General features: G+C 71.5%; 15 protein-coding genes. 8 read left to right on the top strand and 7 right to left on the bottom strand.

The window, feature by feature from the left end:
• Positions 1 to 9 precede the first annotated feature (9 nt).
• The 5 genes from JMJ55_RS11625 to JMJ55_RS11605 are packed head-to-tail and all read left to right on the top strand — an operon-like array spanning position 10 to position 4016.
• Positions 10 to 849, top strand: a complete 840-nt coding sequence (locus JMJ55_RS11625) for a shikimate dehydrogenase (protein WP_202825722.1) — start codon at positions 10 to 12, stop codon at positions 847 to 849.
• Positions 846 to 1448 (top strand): dephospho-CoA kinase, encoded by a 603-nt coding sequence (gene coaE / locus JMJ55_RS11620; RefSeq protein WP_202825721.1) that lies wholly within the window; start codon positions 846 to 848, stop codon positions 1446 to 1448. Before JMJ55_RS11625 ends, coaE begins: the two co-directional genes overlap by 4 nt.
• The gene (gene dnaQ / locus JMJ55_RS11615; RefSeq protein ID WP_202825720.1) at positions 1445 to 2146 is read left to right on the top strand and encodes a DNA polymerase III subunit epsilon; all 702 of its coding nucleotides are present in this window, start codon (positions 1445 to 1447) and stop codon (positions 2144 to 2146) included. The genes coaE and dnaQ overlap by 4 nt, the downstream gene beginning before the upstream one ends.
• A gap of 52 nt (positions 2147 to 2198) precedes the next feature.
• Positions 2199 to 3179 carry an SDR family oxidoreductase gene (locus JMJ55_RS11610; RefSeq protein ID WP_202825719.1) on the top strand — a complete coding sequence of 327 codons (981 nt, stop codon included), beginning with the start codon at positions 2199 to 2201 and terminating at the stop codon, positions 3177 to 3179.
• Positions 3180 to 3218: 39 nt separating this feature from the next.
• Positions 3219 to 4016, top strand: coding sequence for an SDR family NAD(P)-dependent oxidoreductase (locus JMJ55_RS11605; RefSeq protein WP_202825718.1), 798 nt, complete (start codon positions 3219 to 3221; stop codon positions 4014 to 4016).
• A 12-nt stretch (positions 4017 to 4028) separates the two neighbouring features.
• Here JMJ55_RS11605 and JMJ55_RS11600 read toward each other — a convergent pair whose 3' ends face one another.
• Together JMJ55_RS11600 and JMJ55_RS11595 are read right to left on the bottom strand one after the other, a co-directional pair.
• A complete protein-coding gene (locus tag JMJ55_RS11600; protein WP_202825717.1) occupies positions 4029 to 4748 on the bottom strand; it encodes a haloacid dehalogenase type II in 720 nt (239 codons plus the stop codon).
• Complete coding sequence (locus JMJ55_RS11595; protein WP_202825716.1) at positions 4748 to 5623, bottom strand: isocitrate lyase/PEP mutase family protein; 876 nt, start codon at positions 5621 to 5623, stop codon at positions 4748 to 4750. The genes JMJ55_RS11600 and JMJ55_RS11595 overlap by 1 nt, the downstream gene beginning before the upstream one ends.
• Before the next feature lie 109 nt (positions 5624 to 5732).
• Between JMJ55_RS11595 and JMJ55_RS11590 the strand changes: the two genes are divergently transcribed.
• Positions 5733 to 6137 carry a nuclear transport factor 2 family protein gene (locus tag JMJ55_RS11590; RefSeq protein WP_236033641.1) on the top strand — a complete coding sequence of 135 codons (405 nt, stop codon included), beginning with the start codon at positions 5733 to 5735 and terminating at the stop codon, positions 6135 to 6137.
• Here the strand turns inward: JMJ55_RS11590 and dctP are convergent.
• The 5 genes from dctP to JMJ55_RS11565 all read right to left on the bottom strand — a co-directional run bounded on the left by dctP (position 6100) and on the right by JMJ55_RS11565 (position 11230).
• The gene (gene dctP, locus JMJ55_RS11585) at positions 6100 to 7182 is read right to left on the bottom strand and encodes a TRAP transporter substrate-binding protein DctP (RefSeq protein WP_202825714.1); all 1083 of its coding nucleotides are present in this window, start codon (positions 7180 to 7182) and stop codon (positions 6100 to 6102) included. The genes JMJ55_RS11590 and dctP overlap by 38 nt on opposite strands.
• Before the next feature lie 172 nt (positions 7183 to 7354).
• Positions 7355 to 8470, bottom strand: a complete 1116-nt coding sequence (locus JMJ55_RS11580) for an Ldh family oxidoreductase (protein ID WP_202825713.1) — start codon at positions 8468 to 8470, stop codon at positions 7355 to 7357.
• Positions 8471 to 9451 carry a Bug family tripartite tricarboxylate transporter substrate binding protein gene (locus tag JMJ55_RS11575; protein ID WP_202825712.1) on the bottom strand — a complete coding sequence of 327 codons (981 nt, stop codon included), beginning with the start codon at positions 9449 to 9451 and terminating at the stop codon, positions 8471 to 8473. It abuts the gene before it with no gap.
• A complete protein-coding gene (locus JMJ55_RS11570; RefSeq protein ID WP_202825711.1) occupies positions 9448 to 10347 on the bottom strand; it encodes a fumarylacetoacetate hydrolase family protein in 900 nt (299 codons plus the stop codon). Before JMJ55_RS11570 ends, JMJ55_RS11575 begins: the two co-directional genes overlap by 4 nt.
• Position 10348: 1 nt before the next feature.
• The gene (locus JMJ55_RS11565; RefSeq protein WP_202825710.1) at positions 10349 to 11230 is read right to left on the bottom strand and encodes a TauD/TfdA dioxygenase family protein; all 882 of its coding nucleotides are present in this window, start codon (positions 11228 to 11230) and stop codon (positions 10349 to 10351) included.
• 102 nt (positions 11231 to 11332) lie between these two features.
• Between JMJ55_RS11565 and JMJ55_RS11560 the strand changes: the two genes are divergently transcribed.
• Both JMJ55_RS11560 and JMJ55_RS11555 read left to right on the top strand, forming a co-directional pair.
• Positions 11333 to 12292, top strand: coding sequence for a Bug family tripartite tricarboxylate transporter substrate binding protein (locus JMJ55_RS11560; protein WP_202825709.1), 960 nt, complete (start codon positions 11333 to 11335; stop codon positions 12290 to 12292).
• Positions 12293 to 12303: 11 nt separating this feature from the next.
• Complete coding sequence (locus tag JMJ55_RS11555) at positions 12304 to 13539, top strand: NAD(P)/FAD-dependent oxidoreductase (protein WP_328702632.1); 1236 nt, start codon at positions 12304 to 12306, stop codon at positions 13537 to 13539.
• Positions 13540 to 13564: the final 25 nt, after the last annotated feature.

The raw sequence follows: 13564 nt of genomic DNA, 5'->3' as shown, positions 1-13564 counted from the left end.
TTTCCGGACATGACCATCCTTTCGGGCCATGCCCGCCTCGCCGGCATCCTCGGCTGGCCCGTCTCCCATTCGCGCTCGCCGCGGCTGCACGGGCTCTGGCTGCGCCGCCATGGCATCGACGGCGCCTATCTGCCGCTGCCCGTGCGGCCGGAGCGCTTCGCCGATTCGGTCCGGGCGCTGGCCGATCTCGGCTTCCGCGGCGCCAATGTCACCATCCCGCATAAGGAAGCCGCCTTCGCCGTCTGCGACCGCGTGGATCCTTCGGCCGAGCGCGCCGGGGCGGTGAATACGCTGGTCTTCCGCGAGGGGCGGATCGAAGGATCGAATACCGATGGCTATGGCTTCCTCGCCAATCTGCGGGAAGCTGCGCCGGCTTGGCGGCCGGAGGCAGGGCCGGCGGTGATCCTCGGCGCCGGCGGCTCGGCCCGGGCGGTCGCCGCGGCGCTGCTGGATGCCGGCTGCCCGCGCCTGGTGCTGGTCAATCGCAGCCCGGCCCGGGCCGAAGCCCTCGCCCGCGCGCTTGGTGGCCCGATCGAGGTCGCCGATCGCGCGCCGCTCGGGGATGCGGCGCTGCTGGTCAACACCACATCGCTGGGCATGCAAGGCCAGCCGCCCCTCGCGCTCGACCTCGCCCCGCTGCCGGATGGCGCCGTGGTGGCCGATATCGTCTATGTCCCGCGCGAGACCGGGCTGCTCGCCGCCGCCCGGGCGCGCGGCCTTGTCGGCGTCGAGGGGCTCGGGATGCTGCTGCACCAGGCACGGCCGGGCTTCGCCGCCTGGTTCGGCACGGATCCCGTCGTCGATGCCGAACTCCGGGATTTCGTCGGCGGGGACATCCCGGCGCGATGAAGGTCGTGGGCCTCACGGGCAGTATCGGCATGGGGAAATCCACCGCCGCCAGCACCTTCCGCCGCCTGCATGTCCCCGTCTTCGATGCCGATGCGGCGGTGCATGCGCTGCAGTCGCGCGGCGGCCGCGCCGTCGCCCCGATCGGCGCCGCCTTCCCCGGCACGGTGCGGGAGGGCAAGGGCGGCCTGATGGTGGACCGCGAGGCGCTGCGCCGCGCCGTGCTCGGCAACAGCGCCGCGCTGACCCGGCTGGAACGCATCGTCCATCCGCTGGTCCGCGATGCCGAGCGCCGCTTCCTTGCCGCCGCCCGTCGCCGGGCGGAGCGGCTGGTGGTGCTCGACATCCCGCTGCTGTTCGAGACGCGGGGGGAGGGGCGCTGCGACTGCGTCGTGGTGGTTTCCGCCCCCGCCGCGGTGCAGCGCTACCGCGTGCTGCGCCGGCCGGGGATGACGCCGGAGCGGCTGCGCTACATCCTCTCGCGCCAGGTGCCGGACCGCGAGAAGCGCCGTCGCGCCGACTACGTCGTGGAAACCGGCATCTCACGCCATCATGCCCAGCGCGCCATCCGCGCCCTGGTCCGGGAGATCCGCAGCCGATGAGGCAGCTCGTCCTCGATACCGAGACCACCGGCCTCGACCCTGCCACCGGCGACCGCGTCATCGAGATCGCGGCGATCGAGCTGGTGAACCTGATGCCGACCGGCGCCACCTACCACACCCTGCTCGACCCCGAGCGGGACGTGCCGCCCGAGAGCACCAAGGTCCACGGCTTCACCGCCGAGATGCTGCAGGGCAAGCCGAAATTCGCCGAGGTGCTGGACGACTTCCTCGGCTTCCTGCGGGATTCGCCGATCGTCGCGCATAACGCGCCCTTCGATTTCGGCTTCCTCGATGCCGAGCTGGTCCGGGCCGGCGGCAGGCCGCTCGACCGGACGCGGATGGTCGATAGCCTCGCTTTGGCGAAGCAGCGCTATCCCGGCATGCCGAACAGCCTGGATGCGCTCTGCCGCCGGCTCGGCATCGATAACTCGATGCGCACCAGCCACAACGCGCTGCTCGACGTGAAGCTGCTCGCCCAGGTCTATCTGGAGCTGATGGGCGGTCGCCAGCCGGGCTTCGTGCTGGCGCTGAATATCGGCGGCACGACCCGAGCGCTGGAGGGGCTGGACCGGCCCCGCACGCCGCGCCTGGTCCAGCCGAGCGAGGCGGAACTCGCGGCGCATGCGGAATTCCTGAAGAAGCTGAAGGACCCGCTCTGGCTGCAGCCGCCCTTCGCCGCGGCGCCTGCCGGAACCTGAACCGCCGCCGCGCCTTTCTCCCGGCTGGACCCGTCCGCTGGAAAGGCCGCCCATGCCCGAGATCCGCAACGCCGTCACCGTCATCACCGGCGCCTCCTCCGGCATCGGCAAGGCGACGGCGCTGGAATTCGCCCGGGCCGGGGCCCGGCTGGTGCTGGCCGCCCGGCGGGAGGAGGCGCTGGAGGCCACCGCCCGGGAGTGCCGTGCGCTCGGGGCCGAAGCGCTGGCTGTGCCGACCGATGTCGCCGAGGAGGCCGAGGTCGAGGCCCTGGCCCGCGCCGCCATCGACCGCTTCGGCCGCATCGATGTCTGGTTCAACAATGTCGGCACCGGCGTCTTCGGCCCCTATTGGGAAGCGCCGGCCGGGCTGCAGCGCAAGGTCGTCGAGATCAACCTGATCGGCACCCTGCATGGCAGCTCCGCCGCCCTGCCGCATTTCATCCGCCAGCGGGGCGGGGTGCTGATCAATATGTGCTCCATGGGCGGCTGGTCGCCGACGCCTTTCGCCGCCTCCTATGCCGCCAGCAAATTCGGCATCCGCGGCTTCAGCGCGAGCCTCCGGCAGGAGCTGACGGGCTATCCCGGCATCCATGTCTGCGCCCTATTTCCCGCGCTGGTGGATACGCCGGGCCTGGATCGCGCCGCCAACCTCTCCGGCCGGGCGCTGGAGCCGAAGGCCCCCTATCTGACGCCGGAGGCGGTGGCGGCGGTGGTGCTGCGCCTGGTGCGCCGGCCGCGGGGCGAGGTCGCGGTCGGCTGGACCGCCTCGGCCGCGCGCATCGCCTATGGGCTGGCGCCGCGCCTGACCGAGACGGTGACCGGCGCGCTGATCCGCGCCGCGCTGCGCCGGGCCCGGCGGGTGCCGCGCACCGAGGGGGCAGTGGCGCGGCCCATCGCGGCGGGGACCAGCCCGCGCAGCGGCAAGCCGCTGCCGCATGTCGGGGGCCCCAGCCTCGGCAGCCTCGCGCTCGGTGGGATCGGCCTGCTGCTGGGGGCGGAATTGCTGAGCGGGGCCCTGACGCGCCGGCGCTAGCGGGCTAGCCTTTCCCGGCTACCAGACGGGAGGGAAAGAATGGCCCAGCTTCCAGGCAAGGTCGCGCTGGTCACCGGCGCGGCGGCCGGCATCGGCGCCGCCTGCGCGGCGACCCTGGCGCGGGAAGGCGCGCGGGTGCTGCTGACCGATCTCGACGATGCCCGCGGCGAGGCGACGGCGGCGCGCATCCGCGAGGCCGGGGGCGAGGCCGCCTATCTGCATCAGGATGTCACCCAGGAAGACCGCTGGCCCGAGGTGGTGCGCGAGGCCGAGACCCGCTTCGGCAAGCTCGACGTCTTGGTCGCCAATGCCGGCATCGCCATCCTGAAGCCGCTGCTGGAGATGTCGCTGGAGGAGTGGCGCAAGCAGATGGCGGTGAATGTCGATGGCGTCTTCCTGTCGGTGAAATACGCCATCCCGGCGATGAAGCGGGCCGGCGGCGGCTCCATCATCCTGCTCTCCTCGGTTGCCGGCATCCGCGGCTCGGCGGGGCTGGCGGGCTATTCGGCGAGCAAGGGGGCGGTGCGGCTCTTTGCCAAATCGGTCGCGCTGGAATGCGCGCAGGACAATATCCGCTGCAACAGCGTCCATCCCGGCATCATCGACACCGAGATCTGGGACAAGATGCCGCTGAGTTCCGGCGGGCGGAACGCGCCGCCCGATGCCCGCGCCATCGCCGCGGCCAGCGTGCCGACCGGCAAGCTCGGCACGCCGCAGGACATCGCCAATGGCGTGCTGTTCCTCGCCGCCGACCAGTCGAGCTATGTGAATGGTTCTGAACTGGTCATCGATTCCGGCCAGACGGCCGGACGGGTCGGCAGCCTCAGCCCGCACTGAGGCCGCCGCGTCCTACACGCCGAGCCGGTGCGCGAGGTCCTGGAAGTCCCGCGCCACCACATCCCAGGCCTCCTCGGCCTCCAGGTCCTTCCGCTGCCCCGGCCCATGCTCGGCCGGGCGGGGCACGAAAGCGGTGGCGAGGCCGGCGGCGCGGGCCGCCTTCAGGTCGCCGTTATGCGCGGCGACTAGGCACAACTCTGCCGGGCGGATGCCGAGCACCTCGGCGGTGCGGAGATAGGCCGGCGGGTCCGGCTTGTAGGCCTGCGCCACCTCGGCGCCGAGGATCGCATCCCAGGGGATGCCGGCGCGCTTCGCCATATTGGTCATCAACGCGATATTGCCGTTCGAGAGCGGCGCGATGATGAAGCGGCGCTTGAGGCGCGTCAGCCCCGCCACCGCCTCCGGCCAGGGGTCCAGCCGGTGCCAGGCATGATTGAGCTCGTCGAGCGCCGCCTCGCCGATCTGGGCCGGGGCGATCCCATGCGCCTGCAGCACCTGTTCCAGGTTTTCCCGGTGCAGGGTGTCGAGCCGGGTAAAGCCCCGCCTGCCGCTGCGGATCTCCTCCATCGCCGGCTGGTAGCGGGCGCGCCAGGCATCGGCGAAGGCATGCGCGTCGATATCGGCGCGGCCGAGCCGGGCAAGGAAGGGCCCGGCCTCCCGCGCGATGCCCTCGCGCCAATCGACCACCGTGCCGAAGACGTCGAAGACTAGGGCTTTCACATGCTCGAACATCACTTCGCCTCCGGTTGGGCCCATTTGCGGTCGAAGTCCCAGACCTCCGGGAAGCCCATCAACTCGCAAATGCGGCCGAAGCCATAGCTCTCGGCGGGGGGCAGGGCGTTGCTGTCGCCATGCGTCTTGAGATGGCCATAGACCCGCTCCAGCGCCGCGGCGACGGCGAGAAAGCCGACCGCCGGGTAGATCGCCATCGCATAGCCGATCTCGGCCAGGCGCGCGGCCGGGAGGATCGGTGTCCGCCCGCCCTCGACCATATTGGCGAGCAGGGGCTTCCTGATCGCGCGGCCGATCGCCTGCATCTCCGCCTCGGTCTCCGGGCTTTCGATGAAGATCACATCGGCGCCGGCCTCGGCATAGAGCTGCCCGCGGCGGATCGCCTCCTCGAGGCCGAGCGTCGTCCGCGCATCCGTCCGCGCGACGATCAGCATGTTCGGATCGCGTCGCGCCTCGGCCGCGACCTTGATCTTGAGGACCATCTCCTCGGCGGGGATGACGCGGCGGCCCGGCGTGTGGCCGCATTTCTTCGGCATCTCCTGGTCTTCCAGCTGGATGCCGGTGACGCCCGCCGCCTCATAGCCCATGACGGTGTGGCGGACATTCAGCAACCCGCCATAGCCGGTATCGGCATCCGCCACGACCGGGGTGCGGCAGCCGCGGGCGATGGTGCCGACCCGCCCGACCATGTCGGTAAAGGTGGCGATGCCGGCATCGGCGACGCCGAGATGGCTCGCCACCGTGCCGAAGCCGGTGACGTAGAGGCTGGTGAAGCCCATCCCGTCCGCGACCCGGGCGGAGATCATGTCGAAGACGCCGGGCGCGACGACGAAGCGTCCTGCTTCGAAGGCGGCTCTCAGGCTCGGATGGGCCATGGCGGTGGATGCTCCCTCTGGATTAGGCTGGGCTAAGCGTGATCGCCGAAGGCTGGAACGGCTAAAGGCGTGAATCACGCGACCAATTAAAAAGCCGGAGGAGCATCCCATGCCGGACGCGGGCGGAAAACCCATGGCGGCCAGCGCCGTCGCCGAGATCGAGGCGGTGATCCAGACCTATTTCGACGGGCTCTACGAAGGCAGCGTCGACAAGCTCGCCGCTGCCTTCCATCCCGTCTCCCATCTGTATTGGGCGAAGGATGGCGGCGTGGAGGACATGCCGCGCGAGGCCTGGTTCGAAATGGTGCGGAGCAGGCCCTCGGCCGCCAGCCGCGGCCTGGCGCGGGACGACCGGATCCTGATGATGGATATCTCCGGGCCGGAGACCGCCTTCGTGAAGGTCGCCTGCCAGCTGCCGCCGCGCTACTTCACCGACTACCTGGTGCTGAACCGGACCAGCGAGGGCTGGCGGATCGTCAGCAAGGTCTATCGCTTCGAGACCCGGCCGGCGTAAGGCAGCCGGCCCAGAGATTCTGCGACGGCGCCGCGATCCGGTTCCAGACCGCGGCGCAATCGGCGCCGCAGCGATCGAGCCAGCGCGGCAGCAGCACGCGGTCTAGCAGGCGGCGGCGGAGGGTTTCGTCCCATTCCTCCGCTACCACCACCATCTGCCCGCGCCGGCCGTCCTTGCAGTCGGACCGGCCGGCATTGCAGGCGAAGCCGTCCTCGATGGCGGCCTCGGCGGTTTCCATCACATGCCGCTCCAGCCGCGCCAGACCGCGCTGCAGCGGCTGCTGCGCCGATTCAGGCAGGCTGCGCCAGACCGCCCCGTTCATCGCCACGGCGGAGACGAACCAGCTCATCGGCAGGCGGGAGACATGGGTCGCCACCTCATGCAGGCCGATCCGGTTGCCGGGCATGGCGCCGGTCACGGCGCAGTCGATGCGGCGGCTGGCCATGGCGGCGACCACCTCCGGCAGCGGCATCACCAGCGCCGTGCCGCCCATCGCCTCGACCAGCTCGCCCTGCGCCACCGAGCCGACCCGGACCCGCCGGCCCATCACATCCGCCAGCCGGGCGAAGGGCTCCCGGCAGAATAATACCTGGGTGGTCGGGATCAGCAGCGCCATCAGGCGGAGCCCGTAGCGCTCCTCCATCACCCGGGCCAGGTGGCCGCGCCACTGCGCCAAGCTACGGCGCAGCGTCGCCGCATCGGGGTTGAGCGCCGGCAGGTCGACGATGCTCAGCTCGGGGTCATCCCCCGCGGCATTGGCGAGCGGTACGGTTGCCACCTGCAACACGCCGAGGCGGAGCAGGGGCAGCAGGTCGGCTTCCCGAACCCCCGCCCGGTCGAGCGGCACGATTGAGGGCTGCACCCGCCCGCCGGTCAGCATCGGCACCTGGCGGGTCCAGAAGGGCTCCTCGAAATCCGCATACATCCCGGCATGGGTGTAGAAGCCGACGACCTTCAACGGGAACGGCGGCTCCTCGCCGGGCAGGGGCAGGCTGGGCGTGATGGCCAGGATCAGGGCGAGTACGGCGAAGGCCAGAATCCGCATGTTTTGACGCCTCCCCGCTCCCGCCAATCAAGAACGGGAGGGGACCACAAAGCAACCCCTGAGCGAGGGCCAAAGCGCGATCGCCGCGGGCTGTATCAGCCGGAAGCGTGGATCACGAGACGAAATAATACACCGGACCGCAATCCACGATTACCCATCGTGGCCCAGAACCTCAGGCATTCGGCCGCAGCAGATAGGGGGCGCCGCAGCGGCCGCAGATGCCCTGGATCAGGGAATCGAGGCTCTCCGGCACCGGCACTCCCTCTGCCAGGCGCCGGGCGCGCATGATCGCCTCCGGCTCGCCCGGCACCAGCACCGGCTCGGCCGGGTCGGCGGGCGGGGTGGCGTGGAGGTGGTCGAGCGCGGCATCGAGATCCGCGGCGAAACCCTCCGGCGCGCGGAAGGCCGCCGGGTCGAGGGCGAGGAAGAAATGGCCGATATTCTGCGGCTCGCCCGGTCCCCGGTTGCGGCCGTCGAGCGCGGCGAAGCTCGCCCCGGTCAGGGTCCCGGCCAGCACCTGCACCATCAGCGCCAGGCCATAGCCCTTGGCGCTGCCCTGCATCTCGGTCCCGCCGAGCGGGGTGATGCCGCCTTCCGGGCGCTGGAAGACCAGCGCATTGCCCTCATGCGGGTCGGTCACCGGCCGGCCGGCGCCGTCCATCACCCAGCCCTCCGGCAGCGGGGCGTCGTTCAAGTGGTGGACCTTCACCTTGTTGGCCGCAACCGTCGTCGTCGCCATGTCGAGCACGAAGGGCGGGTTGTGCCCGGCCGGGGCGGCGAAGGCGATGGGGTTGGTGCCCAGCACCGGCATGGCGCCGCGGGTCGGCACCATGATCACGCCGCGGGCCGAGCTGGTGACGAGGCCGATCACGCCGCGCGCCGAGGCCAGCCGGGCATAGGCGCCGGCCGCGCCGAAATGGTGGCTGTTGACCACCCCCACCACGCCGACGCCGAATTGCTTCGCCTTGTCCACCGCGAGCTCCATCGCCCGGACGGAGACGGGATGGCCGAGCCCGGCCCCGGCATCCAGCAATGCAGTCGGGCCCGTGTCGCGCAGGACCCGCGGCTCGGCGGTAAGCTGGATGCGGCCGGCGCGCACGCCTTCCTCATAGGCCATCAGCATCGAGACGCCGTGGCTGTCGATGCCCATCAGGTCGGTCTCGAGCATGATGCCGGCGGTGGTCGCGGCGGCCGGCGCCGGCATGCCCCAGGCCGTCAGGATGGCCTCGATCTGGGCGCGGATGCGCTCGGCCGGGACGGGCCGGCCGCTGGAGACGTTCTTGGCCATCTAATCCACTCCCGCGCCGGTGGCGCGCACGATGGGCACCCAGCGGTCGATCTCGGCGGCGATGAAGTCGCGGGTCCGCTCCGGCGTCATCCCGTCGGGGATGGTGTTGCCGAGGCCGATCAGCCTTTCCCGCACCGCCGGCACGCGCAGCGCCTCGGCGATCTGCTCATACAGGAACTGGCGGATCGGGGCCGGCGTGCCGAGGGTGGTGGACCAGGGCGTCCAGGTCGTCGCCTGATAGGCCGGCAGCCCGGCCTCGGCGCTGGTCGGCACCTCCGGCGCCATGGGGGAGCGTTCGGGCGTGGCGATGACGATGCCGCGCACGGTGCCGGAGCGGATATGGTCCGAGAGGAAGGAGATGGTGTCCGCCTGGAAGGCCGTCCGCCCCGCCGCCAGATCGGTGAAGGCGGCGGCCGAGCCGCGATAGGGCACGTGCTGCGCCTGCACGCCGAGCAGCTGCACCAGCATCGCACCCGCGATATGCCCGGTGGTGCCGTTGCCGGAGGAGCCGTAATCGTATTTGCCCGGATTGGCCCGCAGCAGCGCGGCGAATTCCTGCAATGTGCGAACGCCGAGCGCCGGGTTCACCGCGACCGCGATCGCCGAATGGCTGCTGATGGTGATGTGGTCCACGCCAGTCAGCGGATGCACCCGCAGCCTGTCGCCATAGAGGCCGACATTCAGCGTATGCGAGCCCAGCGCGCCGACCAGCAGCGCATAGCCATCGGGCGGCGTCGCCGCGACCGTCTCGAAGGCGACGGTGCCGCCGCCGGAAGGCCGGTTCTCCACCACGAATTGCTGGCCGAGCTGGGCCGAGAGCTGCGTCGCCACCAGCCGCGCATTGAGATCGGCATTGCCGCCCGGGGCGAGGGCGACGACGATCCGCACCGGGCGGGACGGGTAGTCGGTGCCGGGCGCCCGCGGCTGGGCGGCGGCGCTGCCAGCCAGCAGCGCGAGGCCGAGGGCTAGGACGGCCTTCATCGCGGTTCTCCGATCCCGTGTTCCAGCACGCCGACGCGCTCCACCTCCATCCGCAGCCGGTCGCCGGGGCGGAGATAGCGCGGCGGGTCGCGGAAATGGCCGGAGCCGGCGGGCGTGCCGGTGGCGATCACGTCGCCCGGCTGCAATTCCATGGTGCGGGAGAGCCAGGCAATCAGCGCGGCGACGCTGAAGATCAGGTCGCGCGTATTGCCCTCCTGCACCAGCTCCCCGTTCAGCCAGCAGCGGAGGCCGAGCTGCCAGGGCTCGCCCACCTCGTCGGCCGTCACGATCCAGGGGCCCATCGGGCAGAAGCCGTCCAGCCCCTTGGCGAAGCTGGTCATGGCGAGCGGCTGGTCGAACTGGAATTCCCGCGCCGAGAGGTCGTTCAGCACGGTGTAGCCGGCGACATGGTCGAGCGCCGTGCCCTCGCTCACCCGCCAGGCCGGGCGGCCGATGACGACGCCGAGCTCCGCCTCCCAATCCGGCTTGGTCACGCTGCGCGGGATGCGGACCAGGCTGCCCGGACCGCAGACCGAGGAGGTGGGCTTCAGGAAAATGCGCGGCGCCGTCAGCTTAGGCCCGCCGACCTCCTTCGCATGGTCGGCATAGTTGCGCCCGACACCGAGGATCTTGCCCGGCCGCAGCGGCGCCCCCAGCGCGACGGAAGCGAGGGGACGGCGCAGCGCGGCATTCTCCGGCCGCGCCGCATAGGCCACCGCCCGCGCCGCCGAGACCAGCGCCGCCTCGCCGGCCTCGAGCAGGCCGAGCATGGTCGGCGGCAGCAGCTCCGGCGGCTGTCCCGCCGCGGCGCAGGCGGCATCGAGCGCGGGTTGCAAGGGCACGATCGCCTCGCCGAGCACGGCGCCGATGCCGTCGCGGAAACTTGCCAGCTTCATCTCAGGCGGCCAGCGCGGCGTAGTCGAGCGTCGCCATCACCTGGACGCGGAGGATGCTGCGCGGCTCCTCCGGCCCGTAATCGGCCACCGCATTGTGGACGGTGCCGATATTGTCCCACATCAGCAGGTCGCCCGGCGTCCAGTCATGGCTGTAGAGGTATTTCTCCTGCGCCTGGTGGCGGAACAGGTATTCCAGCAGGGCGGTGCTCTCGGCCTCCTCCAACCCCTTGATCCGCATGGCATAGCCGGGATTGCAGTACAGGATGCGGCGGCCGGTGATCGGGTGGAGGCGGAAGATCGGCTGCGGCACGGGCGGCTTCTTCGCCCGCTGCTCGGGCGTCAGCGGCTTGCGGATGCTGCCGGGGCGCATGCGCATGACATCCCAGAATTTCTCGAAGTCGTGGATCGCGACCCGGCCTTCGAGGCGCTGCACCACCTCGGCCGGCAGGTCGTCATAGGCGGCATGCATGTTGCGGAACTGCGTGCTGCCGAGCGGCCGCCCGTCCCGCATCGGCACCTCCTTCGCATGCAGCGCATTGGCCAGGGCGATCTCGGCGGAATAGGACATGTCGGTGTGCCAGCCCTGGCCGGCATCGTTCAGCCCGGTCGGTCGCCCCTCCGCATCGCGGCGGTTCGAGAGGATCATCACCTCCGGATGGCCGGGCGCGTGGAAGAGGTTGGCGACATTCACCTCCAGCTCGCCGAAGCGGCTGCCGAAGGCGGAAAGCTGCGGCGCGTCGAGGTCCTGGCGAGGGAAGCAGAGCACTCCATACTGGCCGAGTGCCCGGAGCAGGGTACGGAAGCCCTCGGGCGCCAGGGGTTGGGCGAGGTCGATCCCCTCCACCCGGGCCCCGAGGCCCGCATTGTTCGGCGTGATCTGCATGGCCGCATCCTCCAGCGCCGAGATTCGGTCGGGCGACCGCCCAGGTCAAGCTTGCGCCGCAGCGCCTCCCGCCCGACCATCCCGCGGGGGAGGAACCAAGCCATGCAGCGGCGGCAGATGCTGGCGGGACTGGCGGCGGCTACTGTCGGGCCGGCCCGGGCGCAGACGGATTTCCCCAGCCGCCCGGTGCGGCTGGTGGTCGGTTACCCCGCCGGCGGCAGCACCGATGTCGTCGCCCGGCTGTTGGCCGAGCGGCTGGGGCGGGTCTGGGGCCAGCCGGTGATTGTCGAGAACCGGCCAGGGGCCAGCGGCACCATCGGCGCCGATCTCGTCGCCAAGTCGCCGCCCGATGGGCATACGCTGCTGGTCGGCGCCTCGGCTGAGATGGCGATCGCGCGCGCCACGCTGCGCTCCATCCCCTATGCGGCGGAGGATTTCACCCCGCTCGCCCTGTTGACCGAGCAGCCCTTCCTGGTGCTGGTCCATCCCGGCCTGCCGGCGGCGAGTCTCGGTGAGCTGGTGGCGCTGGCCAAGGCGCGGCCGGGGCGGCTGAATTACGGCTCCTTCGGCAATGGCACGGCGCCGCACCTGCTGGGCGAGCTGCTGAAGGCGGAGGCGGGTATCGAGGTGACGCATATTCCCTATCGCGGCAGCGCACCGCTGACGACCGACCTGCTGGCCGGCCAGGTGCAGTTCAGCTTCGACACCATCCCGGCCGGGCTGCCGCATCTGGCCTCCGGCAAGCTGCGGGCCTTGGCGCTGTGTCGCGCGACGCGGGCGCCGGCGGTGCCGGAGGTGCCGACCACGGCGGAGGCGGGGATGCCCTGGCTGACGGGCGGCACCTGGGCCTCGCTCGCCGCGCCGGCCCGCCTGCCGGAGCCGATCGCGGCGCGGATCGAGAGCGCGGTGCAGGCGGCGATGCGCGAAGCGCTGACCGATGCCTTCCGCGAGCGCGGGCTGGAGCCGATCGGCGCCGATGCTGCGGCGACTCGCGCCTTCCTCGCCGCCGAGCAGACCCGCTGGGCCGGGATCGCCCGGCGCGGCAACATCCAACCGGAGTAGTCCGCTTGCGCGTGATCGTCATCGGGGCCGGGATCGTCGGCCTTTGCACCGCCTGGCATCTGGCGCGCGGGGGCGCGACGGTGACGGTGCTGGATGGGGGGCCACCGGGCGGCGGCGCCTCCTCGGGCAATGCGGGGGCGATCAGCGCCGGCTCGGTCGCGCCGCTCGCCATGCCGGGGGTGCTGAAGCAGGTGCCGGGGATGCTGCTGGACCCGGAAGGCGCGCTGCATATCCCGGCGCGCTATGCGCTGCGGGCGGCGCCCTGGCTGGCCCGCTTCGTCGCCAGCGCGCGGCCGGCGCGGGTGGCGTCGATCGCAGAGGCGCTGTCGGGCCTGCTCTTCGGCGCGATGGAGCAGCACCGGCGCATCCTCGCCGAGGAGGGCGCGCTGGACCTGATCCGGGAGACGGGGCAGCTCTATCTCTACCGGGACCGCGACCACTACGCGAAGGATGCGGCCGGCTGGGAACTGCGCCAGCAGCACGGGATGCGGCTGGAATTCCTCGACGGTGCCGAGGCGATCCGCGCGCTGGAGCCCGATATGCGGGGCGACTACGCGCTCGGCGTCTTCATCCCGGAGCAGGGCAGCAGCGTGAATCCGCGCCGCCAGGCGGAGGTGGTGGCGCGCGGGATCGAAAGGCTGGGCGGGACGGTCCGGCAGGAGGCGGTGCAGGCGGTCACGACGGGGGAGGGGCGGGTGACCGGCGTTGCCACCGCCTCCGGCCCACTCGCGGCGGATGCGGTGGTCCTGGCGGCCGGCGCCTGGTCGGCGCGGCTGCTGGCGCCGCTCGGCATCCGCATCCCGCTCGAGAGCCAGCGCGGCTACCACGTCATGCTGCCGGAGGCGGGGATCAACGTGCAGCGGCCGGTGGTGCCGGCCGACCGCAAGGCCTTCATCTCGCCGATGGAGGAGGGGCTGCGCATCGCCGGGACGGTGGAGTTCGGCGGGCTCGACCACCCGCCGACGCCGCGTCGGGCGGAGCTGCTGCTGCGCGACCTGCGGATGGCTTTCCCCCAGGCACGGGTCGAAGGCGCAGAAGGCTTCTGGATGGGCCACCGCCCCTGCCTGCCGGACAGCCTGCCGGTGATCGGGCCGGTGCGGCGCTGGCCAGGCCTCTGGTGCGCCTTCGGGCACGGGCATCTGGGGCTCACCGGCTCGGCGCCGACCGGGGCGGTGCTGGCCCAGGCGATGCTGGGGCCGGCGCCCAATCTCGACCTCGCGCCCTTCGCTGTGGAGCGGTTTGCTTGACCAACAAATTGGTCTGACTTAAAAG

The organism is Belnapia mucosa (assembly GCF_016775475.1).
Taxonomy (GTDB): domain Bacteria; phylum Pseudomonadota; class Alphaproteobacteria; order Acetobacterales; family Acetobacteraceae; genus Belnapia; species Belnapia mucosa.
Note: the sequence above shows the minus strand (reverse complement) of the source record. Positions and strands in the feature narration are given on the sequence as shown.

Coding starts and splice junctions, on each gene's coding strand:
- JMJ55_RS11625 (WP_202825722.1), top strand. CDS start 10: ATGACCATCCTTTCGGGCCATGCCCGCCTCGCCGGCATCCTCGGCTGG.
- coaE (WP_202825721.1), top strand. CDS start 846: ATGAAGGTCGTGGGCCTCACGGGCAGTATCGGCATGGGGAAATCCACC.
- dnaQ (WP_202825720.1), top strand. CDS start 1,445: ATGAGGCAGCTCGTCCTCGATACCGAGACCACCGGCCTCGACCCTGCC.
- JMJ55_RS11610 (WP_202825719.1), top strand. CDS start 2,199: ATGCCCGAGATCCGCAACGCCGTCACCGTCATCACCGGCGCCTCCTCC.
- JMJ55_RS11605 (WP_202825718.1), top strand. CDS start 3,219: ATGGCCCAGCTTCCAGGCAAGGTCGCGCTGGTCACCGGCGCGGCGGCC.
- JMJ55_RS11600 (WP_202825717.1), bottom strand. CDS start 4,748: ATGTTCGAGCATGTGAAAGCCCTAGTCTTCGACGTCTTCGGCACGGTG.
- JMJ55_RS11595 (WP_202825716.1), bottom strand. CDS start 5,623: ATGGCCCATCCGAGCCTGAGAGCCGCCTTCGAAGCAGGACGCTTCGTC.
- JMJ55_RS11590 (WP_236033641.1), top strand. CDS start 5,733: ATGCCGGACGCGGGCGGAAAACCCATGGCGGCCAGCGCCGTCGCCGAG.
- dctP (WP_202825714.1), bottom strand. CDS start 7,182: ATGCGGATTCTGGCCTTCGCCGTACTCGCCCTGATCCTGGCCATCACG.
- JMJ55_RS11580 (WP_202825713.1), bottom strand. CDS start 8,470: ATGGCCAAGAACGTCTCCAGCGGCCGGCCCGTCCCGGCCGAGCGCATC.
- JMJ55_RS11575 (WP_202825712.1), bottom strand. CDS start 9,451: ATGAAGGCCGTCCTAGCCCTCGGCCTCGCGCTGCTGGCTGGCAGCGCC.
- JMJ55_RS11570 (WP_202825711.1), bottom strand. CDS start 10,347: ATGAAGCTGGCAAGTTTCCGCGACGGCATCGGCGCCGTGCTCGGCGAG.
- JMJ55_RS11565 (WP_202825710.1), bottom strand. CDS start 11,230: ATGCAGATCACGCCGAACAATGCGGGCCTCGGGGCCCGGGTGGAGGGG.
- JMJ55_RS11560 (WP_202825709.1), top strand. CDS start 11,333: ATGCAGCGGCGGCAGATGCTGGCGGGACTGGCGGCGGCTACTGTCGGG.